At 71.9% G+C, this 21,552-nt stretch carries 14 protein-coding genes; 4 read left to right on the forward strand and 10 right to left on the reverse strand.

Translation table 11 applies throughout. From position 1 onward, the window contains the following. Window positions 1-3 precede the first annotated feature (3 nt). From WMF20_RS23575 to WMF20_RS23610, 8 genes are all read right to left on the reverse strand, one after another. On the reverse strand, window positions 4-1,053 hold the full coding sequence (locus tag WMF20_RS23575) for a sugar-binding protein (protein WP_129576449.1): 1,050 nt from the start codon (window positions 1,051-1,053) through the stop codon (window positions 4-6). A gap of 173 nt (window positions 1,054-1,226) precedes the next feature. Further along, window positions 1,227-6,308, reverse strand: a complete 5,082-nt coding sequence (locus WMF20_RS23580; protein ID WP_437616857.1) for an AAA family ATPase — start codon at window positions 6,306-6,308, stop codon at window positions 1,227-1,229. Window positions 6,309-6,661: 353 nt separating this feature from the next. Then, entirely contained in the window at window positions 6,662-7,906 is a 1,245-nt protein-coding gene (locus WMF20_RS23585) for a vWA domain-containing protein (RefSeq protein WP_437616858.1), read from the reverse strand. A gap of 56 nt (window positions 7,907-7,962) precedes the next feature. Then, window positions 7,963-9,546, reverse strand: coding sequence for a hypothetical protein (locus WMF20_RS23590; RefSeq protein ID WP_437616859.1), 1,584 nt, complete (start codon window positions 9,544-9,546; stop codon window positions 7,963-7,965). 470 nt (window positions 9,547-10,016) lie between these two features. Continuing rightward, window positions 10,017-10,898 (reverse strand): ABC transporter ATP-binding protein, encoded by an 882-nt coding sequence (locus WMF20_RS23595; protein WP_437616860.1) that lies wholly within the window; start codon window positions 10,896-10,898, stop codon window positions 10,017-10,019. Then, the gene (locus tag WMF20_RS23600; RefSeq protein ID WP_437616861.1) at window positions 10,895-11,725 is read right to left on the reverse strand and encodes an ABC transporter ATP-binding protein; all 831 of its coding nucleotides are present in this window, start codon (window positions 11,723-11,725) and stop codon (window positions 10,895-10,897) included. The genes WMF20_RS23595 and WMF20_RS23600 overlap by 4 nt, the downstream gene beginning before the upstream one ends. A 5-nt stretch (window positions 11,726-11,730) precedes the next feature. After that, the gene (gene ntrB / locus WMF20_RS23605) at window positions 11,731-12,528 is read right to left on the reverse strand and encodes a nitrate ABC transporter permease (RefSeq protein ID WP_129576453.1); all 798 of its coding nucleotides are present in this window, start codon (window positions 12,526-12,528) and stop codon (window positions 11,731-11,733) included. A gap of 55 nt (window positions 12,529-12,583) precedes the next feature. Continuing rightward, window positions 12,584-13,903, reverse strand: a complete 1,320-nt coding sequence (locus WMF20_RS23610) for a CmpA/NrtA family ABC transporter substrate-binding protein (RefSeq protein WP_437616862.1) — start codon at window positions 13,901-13,903, stop codon at window positions 12,584-12,586. Window positions 13,904-14,426: 523 nt separating this feature from the next. Here WMF20_RS23610 and WMF20_RS23615 point away from each other — a divergent pair. Beyond that, window positions 14,427-15,281 carry a fibrinogen-like YCDxxxxGGGW domain-containing protein gene (locus tag WMF20_RS23615; RefSeq protein ID WP_437616863.1) on the forward strand — a complete coding sequence of 285 codons (855 nt, stop codon included), beginning with the start codon at window positions 14,427-14,429 and terminating at the stop codon, window positions 15,279-15,281. 15 nt (window positions 15,282-15,296) lie between these two features. Here the strand turns inward: WMF20_RS23615 and WMF20_RS23620 are convergent, their stop codons facing one another. Then, window positions 15,297-16,487, reverse strand: coding sequence for a cytochrome P450 (locus WMF20_RS23620; RefSeq protein WP_437616864.1), 1,191 nt, complete (start codon window positions 16,485-16,487; stop codon window positions 15,297-15,299). A 98-nt stretch (window positions 16,488-16,585) separates the two neighbouring features. Further along, window positions 16,586-17,452: an alpha/beta fold hydrolase gene (locus WMF20_RS23625; RefSeq protein WP_437616865.1), complete on the reverse strand. Its 867-nt coding sequence runs from the start codon at window positions 17,450-17,452 to the stop codon at window positions 16,586-16,588. 232 nt (window positions 17,453-17,684) lie between these two features. On the opposite strand from WMF20_RS23625, the gene WMF20_RS23630 reads away from it, so the two are divergent. From WMF20_RS23630 to WMF20_RS23640, 3 genes are read left to right on the forward strand one after another with little or no spacing between them, the layout of a single operon-like run. Then, complete coding sequence (locus WMF20_RS23630) at window positions 17,685-19,874, forward strand: hypothetical protein (RefSeq protein ID WP_437616866.1); 2,190 nt, start codon at window positions 17,685-17,687, stop codon at window positions 19,872-19,874. Continuing rightward, complete coding sequence (locus WMF20_RS23635; RefSeq protein ID WP_437616867.1) at window positions 19,871-20,545, forward strand: hypothetical protein; 675 nt, start codon at window positions 19,871-19,873, stop codon at window positions 20,543-20,545. Before WMF20_RS23630 ends, WMF20_RS23635 begins: the two co-directional genes overlap by 4 nt. 6 nt (window positions 20,546-20,551) lie before the next feature. After that, window positions 20,552-21,526, forward strand: a complete 975-nt coding sequence (locus WMF20_RS23640; RefSeq protein WP_437616868.1) for a formylglycine-generating enzyme family protein — start codon at window positions 20,552-20,554, stop codon at window positions 21,524-21,526. Window positions 21,527-21,552 lie beyond the last annotated feature (26 nt).

Genomic DNA, 21,552 nt, shown 5'->3' on the forward strand with positions numbered 1-21,552 from the left:
GGCTCACTCGGCCTTGCCCGCCTTCTGCTTCAGATCCGCCCAGAACTCGGCCAGGTTGGTCTTGCGGATCTGCCGGGCCGGCAGGGAGATGAACTCGCCCGGGGGCACGACGGAGGTGTCGCCCCGCACGAGCGCCGCGAGCACCCGCACCGACTCCTTGCCGTACATGTACGGATTCTGCACCACCGTGCCGACCACCTCGCCGTCCTGGATCGCGCGCAGCGTCGCGTCCTGCTCGTCGAAGCCGACGACCTGGATCGAGGCCATCTTCCCGGCCTGCTTGACCGCCTCGAGCAGGGCCGGCGTGTGGTACGCGTTCAGGCCGATGAGGCCCACGAGGTCCGGGTGCGCCGACATCATGTCTTCGGCGTTGCTCTTCGCCTTGGCGGCGTCGATCTGGTCCGTCAGGGTCGCGATGATCGTGTACTTCGCCCCCTTCAGCTCCTGGTTCAGCGGGTCGTTTCCGCCGCTCGTGTCCTTCCGATCGAGCAGCTCGTCGAGCACGCCCTGGCGGCGCTTGCGGGCGTTGTCGCCCTCGAGCCGGCCGACGAGGATCGCCACCTTGCCGCCGCCGGGGATCGCCTCCTTCACGAGCTGCCCCGCCATCCGGCCAGCGACGTAGTTGTCGATCCCGATGTACACGAGCCGGTCGCTCTTCGGCGCGTCCGAGTCCTGCGTGATGAGCTTTGTCTTGGCCGCCGCCTTGTTGAGCAGCGGGACCTGGTTCTCCGCGTCGATCGGGCTGATCGCGATGCCGTCGACGCCGCGGATCAAGAGGTCCTCGACCCGGTGCATCTGGTCGTTCACGTCGCTCGGCATCACGACGCTCACCTCGGCGTTGTACTCCTTCGCCCCGTCGATGACGCCCTTCTCGGCGATGGTCCAGAACGGGGCGACCCCGTTCGTGATGTAAGCGAGCTTCGGCTTCGCGCCCTCTGCCGGCGCGCCCGGCGCGCCCGGCGCGCTGCCGGCGCCGCTGTTGTCGCAGCCCAGGGCCGCGAGCCCCGCCGCCACGCAGACCCCGACGATGAACCGTCCGATGCTCTTCATCATGCGCCTCACCCCTCCACCCGCGCGGAGCCGCCCGACTCGACGGATCCAGACGCCTCGTGCCGCCGCACGGCGCACGATGAAGCAGGCACCCCCCGGCGGACTGGCGGACTCATGATGCGCCATCCGCTCCGGACGTGTCTACACGATTCGACGGACGGACCTCCGGGCCATCCCTAGGCGCGCGTCCCCGACGTCCTCAGGGCGCCGGATCGGCCGATGGCGTAGGCGATCCCGCTCTGCAGCGTGCCGCGGATCGCGATGCGCGACATGTCGATGTCGAGCCGGATGAGCGCCTGCGCGACCTCGCCGCGGATGCCGGTCAGCACGGCCTGGGTCCCGAGCAGCCGGAGGGCGTTCGCCGCGTTGATGAGCGCGTTCGCCACGCGGTGATCGACCCCCTTGAGCCCCGTGACATCGATGATGACCACGCGGGCGCTGCTCCTCATCGCGCCGTCGAGCAAGGTCTGAAGCACGTCCTCCGCGCGCTCCTCGTCCAGCGTGCCGATGAGCGGCATGACCATCACGTCGTTCGTGATCGGCACGAGCGGCGTCGACAGCTCGGAGATCTTCTCCCGCTGGAACCGGATCACCTCCTCTTGCAGCTGGGCCCTCGCCTCCTCGGCGCGCTCGCGCTCGCCGAGCTCGTGGAGGAGGCGCAGGTTGGCGTCCCGGAGCTCCTCGCTCTGCGCCGAGAGGCGCTCGTTCGCCTGCGAGAGCTCCTCCGTGCGCTCCTCGACCTCCCGCTCCAGGCGCTCGTTGGCGGCCCGGAGCTCGGCGCTCACGGCCTCCAGATCCGCGTAGAGCAGCGCGTTCTCGACCGCCACCGCCGCCTGCGACGAGAGCAGGCGCAAGAGCTCGATGCGATCGGCGGTGAACGCGTGCTCGGCGAGGTGGTTCTCGAGGTACAGGACGCCGCTCAGCCGGCCCTGGTGGAGCAGCGGCAAGCCGAGGATCGATTTCGGCCGGCGCGCGATCACGTGCGGATCGCCGGCGAGGCGCGGGTCGTCCTCCGCCCGGCCGATCACGAGCGCCTCGCGCGAGCGCGCCACGTAGTGCACGACCGCGCGGGCCAGATCGAGGCGCGTCTCCAGGGGCATCGCGAGCCCGAGGCTCACCGTGTCGGGGTCGACCGAGATCATCGCCTCGACCGTGAGCACCTCGCCGCGCGAGAGGATCAAGAACCCCCGGCTCGCCCCGGCGCTCTTGATCACGCTGCGCAGCACCTGATCGAGCACCTTGTCCAGCACGATCTCGCTCGAGATGGCCTGAGCGGTCCTCAGCACCGTGGCGAGGTCGAAGCTCTCCCCCGCGACGAGCCCCGGCAGCGCGGTGCTCGTCGGCGAGAGCGCGACGGCCCCATCCGCGGCCGACGGGGCGGCCGGCGCGAGCTCCTCGCGCAGCGCCTCGACCTTCGCGCTCGCCCCCCAGCGCTCGTACAGGTAAACGGCCCTGCGCAGGAAGGTGCCGGCGAACTCGGCCCTGCCCTGGGCGAGCCAGAACCTGCCGTAGAGCTCGTTCCCGAGCGCCTGGTTGTTGATGTAGTCGGCCTGCCGCGCGGCCTCGATGCCCTGCTCGTAGAGGTCCATGGCCTCGGCGCGCCGCCCCTCGACGCGGGCCTGCTCGGCCAGCAAGAGCAGGTGTTTGTGACGCACGTTGTCCGGCCCGGCGTCCGCCCAGCGCTTCATCCGCCCAAGGAGCCGCCCGAGCTGCTCCTCGTGCTCCCGCCGCCCTTCGCCCTCCGCGCCCTCCAGCGCGGCGATCCGCATGAGCCCCGCATAGAACGTCGCCTCGGGCACCTTCGCGTGCGTGGGCAGCGCGCCCTCGATCACGGCGAGCTTCTGCATCAGATCGGGATAGCTCGCCCGGTCGCCGAACAGGTACGCATTCCGGATCTTGGCGTAATACAGCCACCCCATGTGGTAGGGCGAGCCGCCGTGCTTCGCCGTGTAGGACGCCTCGTCGAACGCGCCGTCGTCGAAGCTGAGCCGGCTCCTCGTGAGCCCTTGCAGGCATTTCATGGGCTGGATGACGCCCGCGAGGAGGATATCGATGATGTCGTGGCTCCGGGCGCGCCGCAGGAACGCGAGGTGCACCTCGGTCAGCTGCGAGAGCTCCGCGAGCGGCATCCCGTAGGTGAGCCGGTCCGAGCCGCTCTGGCTGATCATGTAGCCCATGGCCGTCCAGTCGCCGGCCTGGAGCCCGAGATCGTAGACGCGGTCGTAATAAGGATCCGCCCTCCGCAGGGGCTGCGTCCAGCTGTGCACGTCCGCGGAGAAGATGTGGTAGGTCTTGGCCCGGAGCACGAGGTTGTCGAGCTGGTCCGCGAGCTCGATGGCCATCCTGCCGAATCGATAAGCCGTCTCGTACTCGCCGAGCAGCGGGCCCACCACCATGCCGTACGCGACGTATCCGAAGGCGGACATGTCGCTGTTCCCGTGCTGCAGCGAGAGCGTCACCATCTTCACGATGGCGAGGTTCGCGAGCGTCTGATCGCTCGAGTTGTAGGCCCCGAAGAACAGGTTGACGAGGAGCTCCAGCGTCACCGGGAGCTCGGGGCGCGTCGTCCTCGGGGCGTGGGCGAGCTCCTCGATGCTCCGCCCTCCGAGGAGGACCGGCACCGCCTCGAGCTCCTGCGCGAGCAGCGCGGCGACCTCCTCCCGGTCCTCGGGGATCGGGCACCCGAGGAGCCGGAGGCCGGCCTTCTGGACCAGGGTCGCCTCGTGATTGCGCCACTGGAGCAGGTATTGATTCGCCTGGACGAGGTGGATCGAGACCTTGTCCATCTCGGTCCGGGCGCGCTCGAGCGCCGCGGCGCACAGCCGCTCGGCCTCCTCGAACGCGCCGCACAGCGACTCGACCTCGGCGCGCTCCCGGTGGAGCGCGAGGGCGAGCTCGTAGTGGTCGTCGAAGCCGCCGCGGGGCAGAAACGCCATGCCCGCGCGGAAATAGCCGGCCGCGGCCTCGTAGGCGGTGGCCGCCTTGGCCCGCCTGCCGGCGGCGAGGTTCAGCTCGGCGGCCGTGGCCTGCTCGGCGGGCGAGGTGACGATCGGCGCCGCGATGTTGAAGTGGTTCACGATGTCGAAGAGCGCCTCCTCCCGCGCGGCGCCCTCGCTGCTCGCGACCATGAGCCGCCCGATCCTGAGGTGGACCTCCCTCTTTCGATCCTCGCCGATGAGCGAGTAGGCCGCCTGCTGGACGCGATCGTGCAAGAAGCGGTAGGTGACGCGCCAGTCGACGCCGGCCCGCGCGTCGCCGTCGGTCGCGTGCGCGAGGCGGTAGTCGGTGTCCACGGGCGCGATCAGGCCCTCTTGGAGGATCTTCCACAGCGCGGCCACGGTCTCGTGCGGCGGTCGCTCGCTGATGACCGCGAGCGTGCGCAGGTCGAACTCGTGCCCGATGCACGCCGCGAGCCGGAGGACGCGCACGAGCTCGGGATCGAGCTCCTCGATCTTGCGCGCCATGAACTCGACGACGTTGTCGGTGACCGTGCGGCGCCGGATGCTCTCGATGTTCCACGTCCACGCGCCCGCCTCGAAGCGGAGCAGGCCCTCGGCGTGGAGCGAGGCCAGGAACTGCCGCACGAAGAACGGGTTGCTCTGGGTCCGGTCGAACACGACGCGGGCGAGCGGCTCGACCTCGTCGCGCGCCGCCGAGAGCGCGTCCGAGAGCAGCTCGACCACGTCGCCGAGGGCGAGCGGCCGCAGCCTGAGCTCGCAGAGCGGCGCGCCCGCCCTCTCGATCTCGCCGAGCGCGACCCGCAGCGGGTGCGCCGCGTACACCTCGTTGTCGCGGTAGGCGCCGATCACGAGCAGATAGCCGCGCTCCGGATCCGTGGCCAGGACCTCCAGCAGCTTGAGCGAGGCGGGGTCGGCCCACTGGAGGTCGTCCAGGAAGAGCACGAGGGGGTGCTCGGCGGTCGCGAAGACGCGGACGAACGCCTTGAAGATCGCGTGAAAGCGGCCCTGCGACTCCGCCGGCGGGAGCTTCTGGACCGGCGGCTGCGGGCCGACGATCCACTCGAGCTCCGGGATGAGGTCGACGAGGAGCTGGCCGCTCGTGCCGAGCGCGCGGGCGAGCTCCGTGCTCCAGCGCGCGAGCTGCTCCGGCCGCTCGGTGAGGATGTGCCGGATGAGCTCCCGGAAGGCCCGCGCGAGGGAGGTGTACGGCGCGCCGCGGTTCAGCTGATCGAACTTGCCGGCGGTGAAATAGCCGCCTCGCTGGGCGATGGCCTTGTGGATCTCGTTCACGAGGGCCGACTTGCCCATGCCCGAGTACCCCGACACGAGCAGGAGCTCCCCCTCCCCGCCGGCGGCGCGCTCGAAGGCGGCGAGCAGCGCGCGCTCCTCCTCGGCGCGGCCGTAGAGCTTCTGCGGGATGCGCAGCGTGTCCGGGATGTCGCGCTGGCCGAGCGCGAACGGCGCCACCGCGCCGGCGGTCGAGAGCTGGCGGAGGCACGCGTCGAGGTCGGCGAACAGGCCGAAGGCGCTCTGATACCGGTCCTCCGCGTTCTTGGCGAGGAGCTTCATCACGATCCGGGACACCGCCTCGGGCACGCCCGGGACCCGCTCGGGCGGGGGCACGGGCGTGCGCGCGATGTGGCCGTGGATGAGATCCATCGGATCGCTCTCGTTGAACGGCAGGACGCCGGTGAGCATCTGGTAGAGGGTCACGCCGAACGAGTAGAGATCGGTGCGGCGGTCGATCACGCGGTTCATCCGGCCGGTCTGCTCGGGCGACATGTACGCGAGCGTCCCCTCGAGCGCCTCGGGGCTCACCGCCTGCTGCGTCTCCTGCGGGAGGAGCGTGGCGATGCCGAAGCCGGCGAAATGGACCTTGAGCGTGTCCGGGTCGACCAGGAGGTTGTGCGGCTTGACGTCCTTGTGAATCACCTTGCGGCGGTGGATCTCGTCGAGGACCCGGGCCGCCGAGCGGGCGATCGTCAGGGCCGGCTTGAGCTCCAGCCGGCCGGCGCGCAGGATGTCGTGGAGCGTCGTCCTGCTCGGCCTCTCGAGCACGAGGGCGAGGCCGTTTTTGTGCTTCTCGAGCCCGTACGCCTTGACGACGCCCTCGACGTCGAGCTCGCAGAGGACGTTGTACTCGTGCCTGAGCGACGCGAGCTCGCGCGAGCTCGGGAACTCGCTCTTCAGGACCTTGAAGACAGCAGGCTTGCGCTCGTCGCCCCAGGTGCCTTCGAACACCTCGATGCTCGCGTCGCTATAGATCTGCTGGCTCACGGTGCAGGTTACGGAGAGCATCTCACCTCGCGAGGGCGCTTGACTGTTCGGCCTGCGCAGCGCATGGGCCGAGCAGAAAGGACGGACGGTGGCCTAGCAGAATCGCACTCTGGGCGGATTCTGTCTAGACCGCTCCCCCCGCGGATCCTGAGCGAGTCCGGGTCCGTGAATTCGCTCACGATCAACAAGTACTGCTGGCGCGCTCACGAATATCGACCGGGACGGATCTCATCCTCGCGTGCGATTCGAGCGCGCGCCGGTCGGGCTGGCACGGTGCGTCGTTGGCGCGACGCGCCGTGCGATGTGGGCCGGCTCTCTGGGACAGCGGCGGATGGATTGCGCGGCGCTCCGGGAGGGCGCGTCGCCGGCGCAGGTCAGCGCGGCTCCTCGACGGTGGGGCAACCGAACTCGACACGGACGCTCTCGACCCCCGCGGACTTCACGTGCTCGCACGTCGCGCCCTTGATCACGACGGTCGGTGGGGTCGTCGAATCGTCGTAATCCCAGCCGTCGTCGCCCGCCTTCGGCAGCACCTCACCATCGATGGTGACGTTGACCTTCGCGCGGTCCGGCGGCTCGGTCTCGAGCGCGAGCTCGCAGCTCCTCACGAGATCGCGGGTGATGCTCGTCAGCGTCTCGCCGAGGCTCGCCGCGTCCACCACCTCGAAGTAGCGCGGCGAGCTCTCCGACGTCGCCGTCCCTCCCTCGGTGGCGAGCTCGTCCAGCATATCGGCGTAGGCGGTCGTGCCGGGGATGCCGACGACGAACGTCTCGATGCCGGCCGCGCGCAGGTCTCTCACCTGCTGCACGGTGCGCGCGTCGTCCAGGCACGCGTCCGCCGCGCCCCCGGAGCAGCAGTTCTCGACGACCGCCGGACAGTCGCCATCCATGTTCGTGGTGCAGGTCGTGGCCGGGCAGGTCATCGCCGGATCCTGGTTGCAGTTCGGGCCGCCGTCGGTCGCCAGGAGCACGTACCTGTCGCCCTCGAGGGCGCTGCCGGCGCCCTCGGTGAGGTACCGCAGGGCGCGCTCCAGGGCGCCCGCGGTCGGCGTCGCGCCGCCGGGCGCGGTCGCCTCCAGCCGGGCCTTGATGGCGGGGACCGCGGTCGCGCCCGGAGCCACCGCGACGCTCAGATCCGTGCCCGGATCCATGCCGCAGTGATCGTCGGTGGGGAAGAGCTGGAGCCCGACGGACATCCTGCCCTCGATCGCGTCGAGCGCGGTGCCGAGGGCGCCCTTCACCATCGTCCAGCGGTCGCTCGCCTCCCAGCCCTTGGTCATGCTCTCCGAACGATCGAGCACGATCACGAGGTGGACCTCCCGCGGCGCTGCGTCCACCTGCTGGCCGCCGCAATCTCCGCCGCCGTCCCCTCCGCCCGGGCCGCCGTCGCCCGACCCGGAGCCGAAGACGCCGCCCCCGAGGGAGGAGTCTCCGGCCGTTCCGCCGGAGCCCGCCCCGCCGGAGGCGACTCCGCCGGAGCCGCCGCTGCCGGAGGCGTCGCCGCTCGTTCGCGTCCCGCTCGTCGATCCAGAGCAGCCCGACGCGAGCGCCCAGCCGAGGAGCCCGAGGGACGTCAGGAACAGGGAGCGAGCGCAGATCGCGCGAATCTTGCCGGTCATATCCATTCTCCTCGACACGGGTGCATCGGCACGGGTGAGCGCGTTCGCACGCCGCGTCACCCCGGAGGAATGCGGCAGATGCCGTTGTAACACTGCACCGCCCCGGCGTTGCAGCAGTCGGAGGTCGCGCTGCAGAGCTGCCCGTACTCCGCGCAAACCGGCGTGCTGCCGCCCGAGCCGCCGGCGCCGCCGGTCGCGCTCGTGCTGCCGCCGCCGGCGCCCGTGGCCGACGACGAGCTCGCGCTGTCCGCGCCGCCGGCGCCGCCGGTCGCGCTCGTGCTGCCGCCGGCGGCGCCCGTGGCCGACGACGAGCTCGGGGGCGTGCACGTGCCCGAGCCGGAGCCCGGATCGAGCTCGCAGGTCGTCCCGACGCAGCAGTCGCCGTTGTTCGTGCAGGGTCCACCCTCCGTCACGCACCGGGGCGTCGGCTCTCCAGGGGTGCCATAGCACTGCCGCCGTCCGTCGGCGTTCGGCACGCACGGCGCGCCGTCGCAGCAGTCGTCGGAAGAGGCGCAGTCGTCGCCGGCCTCGCGGCACTCCGTCAGCGCGTTGCAGCGCGGCACGCCGAGGGCGTCGAGGCGACAGTTGCTGGCGTGCCCCAGGTAGCTGCAGCAGTTGTTGGGAGCGCTGGTCGAGGTATCGGAGCAATAGCTGTCCTTGAAGTGGCAGACGCCGCCCTGGGGCGTGCACATCCTGGGGTTGCGGCAGCGGCCGATCTCCCCCGCCGGGTCGCCCGACGTGTCGCAGATCACGTTTCCGGCGCCCGGCAGATCGGCGGTGGGGTCGCCGCCGCAGCAGTCCTCGTTGCGCCTGCACAGGGCGCCGTTCACGCGGCAGCCGCTCGGCGGCTGGCAGACGGAGATCCCGGTCGGGCCGTACGGCGCGCAGACGCGGCTGCAGCAGAATCCGCAGCTGTCGCAGACGGCGCCGTCGATGCCGCCGCTGTTGCAGCGGCTCGGCGCGTCCGGCTCTTCGCCGCAGTAGCCCGCGGCGTCGGACGCGCTCCGCTTCACGCACACGCCGGTGCAGCAGTCGCTGTTGCTCGTGCACACATCGTTGCGCTGCACACAGAACGAGGCGTTGAGGACGCAGCGGCCGTCGCGCCCGCAGAGCCGGGAGCAACACTGGCTGTCCTCGGTGCACAGGTTGCCGCCGGTCTGACACGCGGCGTCGCCGTTGACGTCGCTGCACGTCCCGCCGACGCACATGCCGCTGCAGCAGGCGGGCCCGCCTTCCGTGCAGTCGGACCCGTCGACGAGGCAGGCGGCCGCGCCGCACCTGCCCGCGGTGCAGTTGAGGCTGCAGCAGTCGGAGGCCTCGTCGCAGACCGCGCCCGGCCCCAGACAGACGCTGAGGGGCGAGGCGCAGGTCCTCGTCGCGCCGTCGCAGATGCCGGAGCAGCAGTCGCCGGAGCTCGCGCACGCGGCGCCGTAGGGCTCGCAGGACGGCACCTCGACCCCCGTGTCAGGCCCGCCCGCGCCGCCCGTCCCCGCGCCTCCGGCCCCCGTGCCCGCGCCGCCCGTTCCCGCGGCCGCGCCGCCCGCGCCCGCGCCCGCGCCGCCCGTTCCCGCAGCTGCACCGTCGCCGCTGGTGCCCGCGCCGCCTTCCCCGGAGCCGGTCGCGGCGCCCGCGCCGCCCACCCCCGCGCTGCTTGCGTTGGCCCCGCCGGAGGCCCCGCTGCCCTCAGCAACGGTGCCAGTCGAGGTCCCCGACGAGGCGGAGACGCCGCCTCCCCCGCCTGAACCTGTGCCGCCCGTCGAGCCGCACGCGGCGGCGAGCCATACCATACCGACAGCCGCGAAGATTCGAGACACGCGCATACACTTTCCCCTGCTCGAACGCTGGTTGAAACCGACGCGATCGGAGAAAGATACATTCGCGCAACTGCAGCTTGTCCGTGTGGCTTTTGTTCTCTAGGGCGACCGTATCCCTAACTTTTGTCGGAGATGGTGAGCCTCGTTGTGCGCATCGCGCACAGCGGCGCGATGCGACGCTCCGCGACGCGGCGAGCTCTGCCTTGAACGGTCAGCGCGCCCGCACACGGCGCCTCGGTGAGGTTCGACGCCGAGCGCGCTCACAAAAAAAAAAAAGCGGCGATGGCGCCGCGGGGCTACGCCGACGACCTGCTCCCCTTCCAGAGCGCGGTCCAGAACCGTCCCGTCTTCACGGCGGCCTCCCGAGCAGGCGCTTGCGCGCTGTCCGTGGCTGGCTCGTCCTTGTGCGCCTGTCCCTCCAGGAACGCGATCAGCCGCTCTCGGAGCGGATAGTACATGGGGTCGTCGAGCACCGCCTGACGGTCCCGGGGGTGGGGGAACGGCACCTCCAGGATCTCGCCCACCCGCGCCCCCGGGCCGTTCGTCATCATCGCGATGCGGTCCGACAGAAACAGGGCCTCATCCACGTCGTGGGTGACCATCAGCGCGGTCTTCTGGTCCTCGGCCCACAGGTTCATGAGCACCTCCTGGAGCTCGAACCGGGTCAGCGAGTCGAGCATGCCAAAGGGCTCGTCGAGCAAGAGCATCTTGGGCGACAGGGCGAAGGCGCGCGCCAGCCCGACGCGCTGCTGCATCCCGGAGGACAGCTCGCGCGGCTTCTTGTGCATCGACTCCTCGAGCCCGACGAGCTCCAGGTAGTGCGTCGCGATCTCGAGGCAGTCCTGCTTGCTCTTCTGCCGGTGGACCTGCTCCACCCCGAGCAGGACGTTCTCGAGCGCGGTCATCCAGTGGAGCAGGCACGGCGACTGGAACACGACCCCGCGGTCCGGGCCGGGCCCGTGGATCTGCCGGCCCGCGAGGACGATGCCGCCGCTCGTGATCTCGCTGAGGCCCGCGACCATCGACAGCACCGTGGATTTACCGCAGCCGGAGTGGCCGATGAGGGACAGAAACTCGCCCTTCCTCAGGTTCAGGTCGAAGTTGCGGACGACGACCGCAGGGCCGTTCGGGGTGGGAAAGGTCTTGGTGACGTTCCAGATCTCGAGATACTTCTTCATGCGACCGCCTCCGCGCTCCGCGCTGCGTCGGACACGCCCTTGCCCGCGCTCGGCCCGGCGCCCGGGCCGAGCAGGTAATTGATGACCGCGCCGCGGATCTCCTTGAAGCGCGGATCGTGGTTGAGGGCCTTGCGATCCCGCGGTCGATCGAGATCGACGATCACGCTGGGGCCCAGCGTCGCGCCCGGGCCCTTGCTGAGCGGGACGATCCGGTCGGCGAGGAGGATGCCCTCGTCCACGTCGTTGGTGATGAGGAGCACGGTCTTCTGGGTAGCCCGCCAGATCCGCGCGATCTCGTCCTGCAGCGTGGCGCGCGTGAGCGCGTCGAGCGCGCCGAGCGGCTCGTCCATCAGGAGGATCTCCGGATCCATGGCGAGCGCACGCGCCACCGAGACGCGCTGGCGCATGCCGCCGGAGAGCTGCGCCGGCCTCTTGTCGCGGGCCGGGGTGAGCTTCACCATGGCGATGTAGCGCTCGGCGTGCTCGCGCTTCTTCTCCGCGGGCCAGGCCGAGAAGATCTGGTCCACGGCGAGATAGACGTTCTCGTAGACCGTGAGCCATGGCAAGAGGGAGTAGTTCTGGAAGATGACGCCGCGGTCGGGCCCCGGCCCCTCGATCGGCCTCCCGCTCAGCGTCACCACGCCGGCGTCCGGCCGCTCCAGCCCGGCGATGAGCGACATGAGCGTCGTCTTCCCCGCCCCCGAGTAGCCGACGACGGCGACGAGCTCGCCCTTCTCGATCTCCAGGTTGATGTCCCGGAGCACCTCGGTGCGGGCGGCCCCGGCGCCATAGCTCTTGTCGACGTTGCGCAGCTTGACGAGCGCCATCGCCGTCACCCTCCCGCCAGCTTGAGCCTGCGCTCGACGAGGCTCATGAGCGCGTCGAGGAGGAAGCCCACGACCCCGATGGTGATGATGCACAGGATGATGTGCTCGTAGATGAGGCTGTTGTACTCCTGCCAGAGGAAGCCGCCGACGCCGGGCGAGCCTGTCAGCATCTCCACGGCCACGATCACCAGCCAGGCGATGCCGAGGCTGAGCCGGAAGCCGGTGAACATGTACGGCAGCGCGGCGGGCAGCTGCACCTTGAGCAGCGTCTTCATGCGGGAGAGCCGGAGCACCCGGGCGACGTTGATATAGTCCTGCGGGATCGACCGCACCCCGAGCGCGGTGTTCAGGACCGTCGGCCACATCGAGCACATCGCGATGGTGAAGACGCCGGCCGGGTCCGGCTTCTGGAAGAGCACGAGGCCGAGCGGGAGCCACGCGAGCGGGGAGACGGGGCGGAGGATCTGGATGATCGGATCGAAGCTCGACTTGAACAGCCTCGAGGCGCCGAGGAAGAAGCCGATCGGCGTCCCGAGCAGGATCGCCAGCGTGTATCCCTTCGCGACCCGCTGGAGCGAGTACCACGTGAAGCGGAGGATGCCCTGGTCGAGCTCTCCCCGCTTCTCGAACGGCTCGAAGATGTAAGGCCTGCTCACCTCCCACGTCTTGAGCGGAGAGGGCAGTGTCTGGGCCCACAGGCTGCTCGCGGCGGCCCATAGCCCGATCACGCACGCCACCCCGAAGAGGGGCAGGATCATGTGGTCGACTCGAATCTTGGGAGAGATCGCCTTCGCCTCGCTCATGCAGCACTCCTCCGCCGCCGCCGCGCTTCCCGTCGGCTCCCGGCGATGTTGGGGCTCACCCCTTCAGGGCGTTGACCGGGAACGACATCGCGTATTTCTCGGGGTCCTTGGGATCGAACGTCACGCCGTCGAACAGCGTCTCGGGCTGGTCGTCTGGGCCGCCGTGCGCGACCCCGAGCTCCTTCATCGCCTCCTCGTAGAGGTCGGGGCGCATGACCTGCTTGACGACGCCCTCGTAGTCCGGCTTCCCCTCCACCATGCCCCAGCGCCGGAACTGGCTGAGCCACCAGAGCGCGTACTTCGGCTGCGGGTAGTTGCAGCTCCGGTCACTGAAGATCATGTAATCCTTGTCCTCCTTCCTGCGGCCGTCGCCGTAGTCGTACTGCCCCTTCAGCCGGCCGAGGATGAGCTCCGGAGGACAGTTGATGTACGTGGGCCTCGACACGATGTCCGCCTGCTCCGGGCGGTTGTCGAGCTTGTCGAGCCAGACGCTCGCCTCGTGGAGGGCCTTGAGCACCGCCTTCACCGTCTTCGGGTTCTTGTCGGCGAACTCCGCGGTGAACGCGCACACCTTCTCGGGGTGGTCCTTCCAGAGCTCCTGCGTGGTGACGGCGGTGTATCCGATCTGATCGGCGATGGCCCTCGCGCCCCACGGCTCGCCGACGCAGAACCCGTCCATCTTCCCCACCTTCATGTTGGCGACCATCTGCGCGGGCGGGATGGTCACGAGCGCGACGTCCTTGTCCGGGTGGACGCCGCCCGCGCCGAGGAAATAACGGGTCCACATGGCGTGCGTCCCCGGCGGGAACGTCATGGCGAAGGTCATGGGCGCGCCCTTCGCCTTCGCCTCATCGACGAACGGCCGGAGCGCCTTGGGATCCCCGGCCACCTTGCCCCTGAGGTCGCTCTTCATGGTGATCGCCTGGCCGTTGCGGTTGAGCAGCCACGGGATGATCATGGGCTTCTTCGGCGACCCGAGGAGCCCCATCGTCGAGGCGAGCGGCATGCCGAAGAGCATGTGCGTCGCCTGGAGGTCCCCGTTCGACAGCGCGTCGCGGATCGCCGCCCAGCTCGCGCTCTTCACGATGGTCGCGTTGATGCCGTACCTCTTGAAGAACCCCTTCTCGTGGGCGATCACGAGCGGCGAGCAGTCGGTCAGCGCGATGATGCCGAAGCGCAGATCGGACACCTCCGGCTTGTCGGCGGTCGCGACGAGCGGCGCGGCGTTCGCGGCCGGCGGCCCCGGCTCGTCGGAGCGCGAGCCGCAGGCGGGGAGGAGCGCCGCTCCCCCGAGCCCGAGGGCGCCGCCGAGGAAGCGCCGGCGGCGGAGGGGCGCCTCGCTCGGTTCCTCACGCGAAGGTTCTCGTCTCTTCATTCCATCGTCCTTTGCTGGGAATGACCCCATGATGCGCTAAGGACGATGCATGGGTGCGTGTTTCATTCAAGTTTCTGTGGGATATTTTTTCTGCATTCGAGTCGAGCATGTCGATTGCCGGGCGGCAGCGAGCCGGCGCCGGGACGGACCACCCTCGCTGGGCCGGCGGTCGAGGGTCGATTTGCAGTCTTCGCGTCTCTGGCGCTCTTGGCGCCTTGTCGGTTTGTCTTCGTCTCTTCCGAGATCCTTTGCAGAGGTCATGGCCGCGTCCCGAGCGACGCGGGACACGCGGCGTCCGCCCGGCGCCGCGCCGGGGCCGGCCGGCCGAGCAGGCCGCCGCGGCGTGGGCGCCGGCGGCCTTCGCGGGCGTCTCCCCCGCACCGGGCTCGCTCGCGCACTCTCGGGCGGCCGGCGGATCCGCGTGCGCTGCTTGCAAGGCCGCAGGTGAGACGGTAGCGTCCGCGCCGCGCGGCGCACCGCCTGCAGGGCGTGACGGCATGATGCGGTAGGGAGAGGAAGGGAGATGACGAGCGGGTCCGCTACATGGGTGTGGGCGGCGGCGTGCCTCATGGCCTGCGGGTGCACGGCCGTGGCCGGGCTCGACAAGCCGTTTCACCTGATGGACGGCGGTGGCGCGGGCGGGGAGAGCTCCGGCGGAGGCGGCGGAGCCCCCGTGGGGTGCGAGGACGAGGTGAGCGATGGGTGCGTCTACGCGCGGTGCGGCGCCGTCCCGGCCAGCGCGCCGGGCGGCGTCTACACGCTCGACCCCGACGGATCCGGCCCGCAGGAGCAGTTTCAGGCCTACTGCGGTGAGGCGGCTGACGGCGATCGGTGGGCGCTCGTTTACAACAGCGTCGGCGCGGCGGACGGCGCCACGCTCGCGTTCTGGAAGATCCTGTATGCCGACCGGCTCAGCGCCAAGGGGGAGCCGTCGATCGACGGCAACCATTACCAGCCTTCCCTGTACGTCGTTGGCCGGGAATACCGCGACGAGCTCGAGGACATCGCCGGGACGGTGGCCGAGGTCATGCGCGCCACGGCCGAGGGCATCGATACGGCGGACATGCACTTTCTCACGCCGATCCGCGTCTCCGGGGAGGAGGAGCTCTTTACGTGGCAGTTCGCCACCGGGTGGTCGTCGCCGGACTTCGACGCTGACACCAAGGGCGACGGCAACTGCGCGAGCTCCTACGTGGGGGTCACGCAGCACTACGGGCACTGCTTCGTCTACAACCTCGGCGCGGACGACGACGCGCCGATCGAGGACGATGGCTGGGGGCCGCACGTGAGGACCCTGAGCGCGACGTCGTTCGGGCTCTCGGACGACGGCAGCCCCTACACGCGGGTGAAGCGGATCTCGCGCTGGACCCGCTGGTGAGCGCGCCCGGCGCGCTCAGGCCGGGTGCGCCACGAGCGGCAGCGACGTCACCCCGCGCATGGAGAGGGCGCGCCGCCACTCCGGCGACCCGGCCGGGGAGAGGCGGCGGACGCGCGGCAAGAGCGCCGTGAACAGGAGGCGGGCCTCGAGCCGCGCGAGCGGCGCGCCCAGGCAGAAGTGGATGCCGTGCCCGAACGGCAGGTGCGTGACCCCACCCCGGTCGATGTCGAACCGGTGCGCGTCCGGGAAGTGCGCCTCGTCCCGGCTGGCGGCTCCGATCATCACGAGCACCTTGGCGCCCTTCGGGAGGCGCACGCCGCCGATCTCGGCGTCGGCCATGGCGAGCCGGTACACCGATCGCACCGGCGGCTCGTACCGCAGGACCTCGTCGATGAACCTCGGGATCAGCGCCGGATCCGCGCGCAGGCGATCGAGCACCTCCGGGTGCGCGATGAGCTGCAGCGCGCTGTGGCTCAGGAGGTGCACCGTGGTCTCCAGGCCGCCGACGAGGAGCAGGAAGAGGAAGCTCATCAGCTCGGCGTCGGTGAGGGACTGGCCGTCGACCTGAGCGCGGAGGAGGTCCGTCACCATGTCGTCGGCGGGCGCGCGGCGGCGGCTGGCCAGCACCTCGGTCAGGTATTGCTCCGCCTCGCGCACGGTGGTGCGGATCTCTTCCATGCGCGCGGTCATGTCCGGCGTGACCGGGCTGATGCTGGTGAGGTCGTCGGTCCAGCGCTTGAAGCGCGCGTGGAGGGAGGGATCGAGGCCGAGGAGCTCGCCGATGACGCTCGCGGGGAGCGGCATGGCGAGCGACTCCACCCAGTCGACCGGCTGGCCGAGCGGCAAGCGCGCCGCGATGTCCTCGGCGAACGCGCGCACGCGCGCCTCCAGGCGGGCCATGGCCGCCGGCGTGAAGGCGCGGTTCACGAGCGACCGCAGGCGGCCATGCGCCGGCGGATCCAGGACGAGCATGGAGTCGCCGAACGGGTTGTGCCCGAGCCACGCGGGCTTTGTGGCGGCGCGGAACCCCTCCGACGAGAACAGCGCGGGGTCCTTGAGGACGGCGATGACGTCGTCGTGACGGGTCACCGCCCAGAAGCCGCCCGGGTCGACCTGACACACGGGGGCCTCGCGCCGCAGCCGGGCGTACGTGGGGTACGGGTCGGCGAGCATCGCGGGGGACATCAGGTTCAGCCGTTCGCTCATGGATCGAGGACCTCCCGGGCGGGTCAGGGATGGAGCGGGCATGGTCGCCTGACGCGAGGGCGCGCCGCAAGCGACGTCGGAGCCGAGCCGGCGGCCGATCAGCGATCCCGGAGGAGGTCCATGACCGCGGCGCAGAACGCCGGCGCGTCCTCCTCGGGCCACATGTGGGTGGCCCCGCGGGCCACCAGGTGCTGCCCGGGGATGCAGCGGGCCGCCGCGCGGGAGACCACGCTGAACGCTGGCCGCGACAGCTCGCCATGAGCGACGGTCACCGGCACCTTCAGGCTCGCCAGCTGTTCGCGGGTGATGGCTGGCGGCTGAGGCTGCGAGAGGAGGAGCGGCATGGTCCGCGCATTGTCCAGGTTGACGGCCTGTCGCTCCGCGGGCTGAGCGTCGAAGTATCCCTGGCGCTGGCCCGACCCGTCGAGCAGGAGCCTCAAGGCCTCTCGGCTGTCGCCGCGCTGGACCGCCCCGAAGACGGGGCCGAACATGGCGTTCAGGTCGTCCCCCAGCGCGCGCAGCTCGGCGGGATCGGTGACGTACGAGGGGACCCCGGGCTCGTAGATGAAAGCGCTCCTCAGCAGCTCGGGGTGGCTCAGCGCCGCGGTCAAGGCCACGTGACCGGCATAGGACCACGCGACCAGATGGACGGGCCCCGCGTCGAGGCCGCGGAGGAACGCGGCCAGATCGTCCGCGTGCGTCTGCACGCCGAACGGGGGCCAGCTCGTGTCCCACGCGCCGGTCCCGAAATAGCGCTGGCTGTAAGCGATGGCCCGGTGCCGCTGGCCCACGATGGCGCGGTGACGGTCCCACATCCGATGATCCGAGGCCGCCCCGTGCAAAAACACCACCGGAGCGCCCTGCCCCTGCTCTGCATAGGCGAGGCGGGCGCCGTTCACCTCCATCAACCGAGGTGCGTCGGCGCCGTCCGAGCCGCCATGTTCCGACAGAGATGCTGATTCCATACCCAGCGGCGATAGCTCGCTCGAGCTCACGGATCAAACGCCGCGTGGAGCTCGTCTCGGTCGCGGCGCTCGAGCGCTGCACGTCGCTCGTCTGGGCCGGACGGCGCTCCCCGGCGCCCTGGGGAAGCGGCGCGCGCTCGATGCCGCGCATCGGCCCGCCGCCGGCGTGCTGCGGCCCGCCGCCGCGCCGTTGACCCGGGACGCGAGGGCGGGCGAAGATCCGGCGATCCCTTTGCGCCGCCCCGCGACACGCTCTCTCGCCGCACTCCTCGCGCTCGCAGCGAGCGCCTGTTCCCGCGACCCCTCCCCTGGCGCGGACGCGGGCGCTGCCCCGGCCGGCAGCGCGGGCGCCCCGGCCGGCAGCGCGGGCGCGCCGGCCGATCCCCCGGCGCCGCCCGGCGCCGAGCCCGCCCGCGCGCCGGTCCGCGAGGGGGGCGCCCTCGCCCGCGCGGCGCGCGAGGACGCGCTCTACGTGGCCGACGAGGATCACGGCGTCGTTCGCGTCGTGCCGCTGCCGCTCGATCCCGCGCGCCCCGGCGCAGGCGTGCCCGCGCCGGGGCGGCCCGCGCAGGTGCTCGCGCTCGGCGGGCGCGGCGGGCACGAGGCGCGCGTGCTCGCCACGGTCCGCGACCCGGGGCTCCTGCTCATCTTCCGGCCGGACGCGTCGGCCGGTCTCGTCGAGGTCGGCCGCGTCCCGCTGCCGGCCGACGCGTGGGGTATCGCGGTGACGCCGGACGAGAAGACCGCGATCGTGACGTCGGCGTGGACGCACAAGGTCTCGGCCGTGGACCTCGAGGCCGGAAAGGCGAGGTGGACGGTCGACGTGGCGCGCGAGCCGCGGGGCGTCGCCGTGCTGCCCGACGGCAGCGCCGCGTACGTGAGCCACCTCGTCGGCGCGGATCTCACGCGGATCGACGACCTCGGCGGGGCGCCGAGGGTCCGGCGCGTCGCGTTGCCCGCGTCGCCGCTGCGCGCCCCGTCGGGCGAGCGGCTCGCGGCGTCGCTCGGCTATGCGCTGGCGCTCTCCGAGGACGGGCGGCGGCTGTTCGCGGCGCGGCACGCGCTCGGCGCCATGGGCCACGCCGCGTGGTTCGGCGCGGCGACCGTGGACGTGCTGATCACCGGCCGGGACGAGCCGCTCGCCCCGCCGCACCACGGCAACCTGCCGGTGCTCCGGTCGGCGTTCGCCGAGCAGGTGATCACGCCGGAGAGCGTCATCACCCTGCCGGGCGCGAGCGTCACGCCCGTCACCCAGCCGCGCGCCGCGGTCTACCGCGAGCGCGCGCGCACGCTGCTCGTCGCGGGCGAGGGCGACGACCTCGTGCTCGAGGTGGACGCGACCGCCGTGGATCCGACGCTCGCGATCGTGAAGAGCTACCCGGTCGGCGGCCGCTACGACCCGCACATCCGCGTGGCCGGCACGTGCGGCGCGCCGACCGGCCTCGCGCTGTCCGCGGACGAGGCGACGGCGTGGGTGTTCTGCCGCTCGACCGGCGACGTGGCGGCGCTCCGGCTGCACGATCCGGCGGCGGGCTCGATCGCGGCGCCGGCGGGCTCGGCCGCGGCCCCGGCGGGCGCGGGCGCGACGGGAGCGCCCGGCGCGGCGCCCGCGGCGGAGGGGCCGGCGGCGCTCGTGCACCTCGCCGACGATCCGCTCGGCCCCGAGGTCGCGAAGGGGCGCCGGCTCTTCTACAACGCGCTCGACGGCACCGTGAGCGGCAATCTCGGCTGCGCGGGGTGCCACCCCGACGGGCGCGACGACGGGTACGTCTGGCGCGAGGCGACCTTCAGCACGGCCGACGGCGAGCACGCGAACTTCGTCGGCCGGCCGGAGAACATCCCGGAGGTCGCCAAGAGGAAGGGGTTTCCGCGGCGCACGCCGATGCTCGCCGGCAACGTCGGCGCGGCCGGGCCGTACGGCTGGCACGGCGAGAGCGAGGATCTGGTCGGCAGGCTCCAGACGGGCATGGGGCTGCACCGCTGGGGCGGGCTGCCGATCGACCACACGCCGGCCGGCCTCGCGGCCAGGGCCACGTACCTCGCGATGTTCCTCCGCCGGGGCCTGGTGACGCCGCCGCGCGGCGAGGGGGCGCCCGACGAGCGGGTGAAGCGCGGCCGGGAGATCTTCCACAGCGACGAGGCGAAGTGCTCGCGCTGCCACGTGCCCGCGAGCGATTACACCGATCGCATGGCGTACCCGATGCCGAAGCGGCCGCCGCTGCGGGGCTACGACGAGGATCCGCGCCCCGAGTACAAGACGCCGTCGCTGCGCTTCGTGGGCGGGCGGCCGCCCTACCTGCACGACGGGCGGGCCGGCACGCTGGCGGAGCTGATCGAGCAGAACGCCGACTGGATGGGCAAGACGAGCCACCTGTCGCCCGAGGATCGGGCGGCGCTCGTGGCGTTCCTGGAGACGTTATGAGGCTGCGCTTCGCGTGGATCGCCTGGACGGCCGCCGGCATGGCCGGCGTCCTGGCCGCGGCAGCCGGCACCTCCGGCGCGCAGCAGGACGGCGCGCGCTCGGCCGCCGCCCCGGCGAGCGCGCAGCAGGACGGCGCGCGCTCGGCCGCCGCCCCGGCGAGCGCGCAGCAGGACGGCGCGCGCTCGGCCGCCGCCCCGGCGAGCGCGCAGCAGGACGGCGCGCGCTCGGCCGCAGCGACCGACGCCGGCGAGGAGCGGCCCCTCGACGCCGAGCCGTTCCCCGCCGAGCCGTCGAAGCAGCCCACGGCCGCCGAGTGGAAGGCCGCGCCGCGCGTCCGCCTCTCCCGCACCGGCCCCGCGGCCGCGGGCTGCCGCGCCTACCGGATGAGGGAGTGGCTGCGCATCCGCTGCCCCGAGCTCACCGTCTCGGCCATCTCGCTGCTCGGCGGGAAGACCGAGGGCGTGGCCTTCTGGATCGATCCGCCCCGCGGCGGCAGCGAGCTCCCCCGCGGCGGCGAGGTGATGTTCCCGATCCGCCGCGGCGATCGGCGCGTGATCCAGATCCTGACCTTCGGCCCTGGCTACGATGGGCCGTTCACCTTGTTGCCGGCGATCGTCGTCCAGGAGCAATGGCTCGACGACGAGCCGGCGCCGACCGTGACCGCCTCCTGAGACACCATGCGATCCGACAGCACGCCCCTCGCCCTCTCCGCGCTGCTCTTCCCTGCCGTCGCGTGCGGCGTCCTCGCCGCCGCGTGCGGCGCCTCCCCGGCCGCGCCCCCGCCCGCCGGGCCTTCGCCTGCCGCGCAGGCGGCGCCGGCGAGCGCCTCCGGCGGCGCGGCGACGGCCCCGGTGTCGCCCCAGCCCGGATCCGACGCGGCCCCGGCGCCGGCCGGCGCCAGCGCGACCGCCGCGCAGGCCGGCGGCGACCCGGCCGCTGCGCAGGCCGGCAGCGGGCAGGCCTCCGCCCCGGCGGTGCCCCCCTCGGACGGATGTCCGGACGGCATGGCCCGGGTCCCAGGCGGCAGCTTCGTGATGGGCCCGCTGAAGGTGAAGGCCACCGTGGCGGACCTCTGCATGGACAGGACCGAGGTGACCGCCGAGGCCTACGCCGCGTGTGTCAAGGCGGGTAAGTGCACGGATACGTTGGCGAATTGCGCCAAGGAGGCGTCGACGTACGGCGTCGCCGGGAAGGAGAAGCAGCCGATGGTCTGCGTCGACTTCGCGCAAGCCGAGGCTTACTGCGCGGCCCAGGGCAAGCGGCTGCCGCGCGACGACGAGTGGGAGTGGGCGGCCCGCGGCGGCGAGGAGGCGCGGCCGTACCCGTGGGGCGGCGAGGCCCCGAAGGATCAGCTCTGCTGGTCCGGCGGCGGCGCCGTGCGCAAGACCGCATGCGACGTGGGGAGCTTCCCCGCCGGCGCCAGCCCGCAGGGCATCCAGGACCTGGCCGGCAACGTCTTCGAGTGGACGACGAGCGCCAACGACGGCAGGGGCAAGATGCGCGTCGCCCGCGGCGGCAGCTGGCGCGACGGCATCCCGCCGCTCGTCAGGACGGCGCGGCCCGGCGGCTTCGAGGCGACGTACCGCTGCGGGTTCCTCGGCATCCGCTGCGTCGTCGAGCCGGCGGCGCAGGCGGCCCAGCCGGCCCAGTAGCTCGCGCCGCGTCAGCCGGCGTCCAT

Origin of the sequence: Sorangium sp. So ce834 (assembly GCF_051521425.1) — a bacterium.
Lineage (GTDB): Bacteria > Myxococcota_A > Polyangia > Polyangiales > Polyangiaceae > Sorangium > Sorangium cellulosum_D.

Excerpts from the sequence above, each read along its gene's own strand:
- WMF20_RS23620 (WP_437616864.1), bottom strand. The coding sequence starts at position 16,487 with ATGAGCGAACGGCTGAACCTGATGTCCCCCGCGATGCTCGCCGACCCG.
- WMF20_RS23610 (WP_437616862.1), bottom strand. The coding sequence starts at position 13,903 with ATGAAGAGACGAGAACCTTCGCGTGAGGAACCGAGCGAGGCGCCCCTC.
- WMF20_RS23575 (WP_129576449.1), bottom strand. The coding sequence starts at position 1,053 with ATGATGAAGAGCATCGGACGGTTCATCGTCGGGGTCTGCGTGGCGGCG.
- WMF20_RS23635 (WP_437616867.1), top strand. The coding sequence starts at position 19,871 with ATGAGGCTGCGCTTCGCGTGGATCGCCTGGACGGCCGCCGGCATGGCC.
- WMF20_RS23585 (WP_437616858.1), bottom strand. The coding sequence starts at position 7,906 with ATGACCGGCAAGATTCGCGCGATCTGCGCTCGCTCCCTGTTCCTGACG.
- WMF20_RS23615 (WP_437616863.1), top strand. The coding sequence starts at position 14,427 with ATGACGAGCGGGTCCGCTACATGGGTGTGGGCGGCGGCGTGCCTCATG.
- WMF20_RS23625 (WP_437616865.1), bottom strand. The coding sequence starts at position 17,452 with ATGGAATCAGCATCTCTGTCGGAACATGGCGGCTCGGACGGCGCCGAC.
- WMF20_RS23580 (WP_437616857.1), bottom strand. The coding sequence starts at position 6,308 with ATGCTCTCCGTAACCTGCACCGTGAGCCAGCAGATCTATAGCGACGCG.
- WMF20_RS23595 (WP_437616860.1), bottom strand. The coding sequence starts at position 10,898 with ATGAAGAAGTATCTCGAGATCTGGAACGTCACCAAGACCTTTCCCACC.
- WMF20_RS23640 (WP_437616868.1), top strand. The coding sequence starts at position 20,552 with ATGCGATCCGACAGCACGCCCCTCGCCCTCTCCGCGCTGCTCTTCCCT.
- WMF20_RS23600 (WP_437616861.1), bottom strand. The coding sequence starts at position 11,725 with ATGGCGCTCGTCAAGCTGCGCAACGTCGACAAGAGCTATGGCGCCGGG.
- ntrB (WP_129576453.1), bottom strand. The coding sequence starts at position 12,528 with ATGAGCGAGGCGAAGGCGATCTCTCCCAAGATTCGAGTCGACCACATG.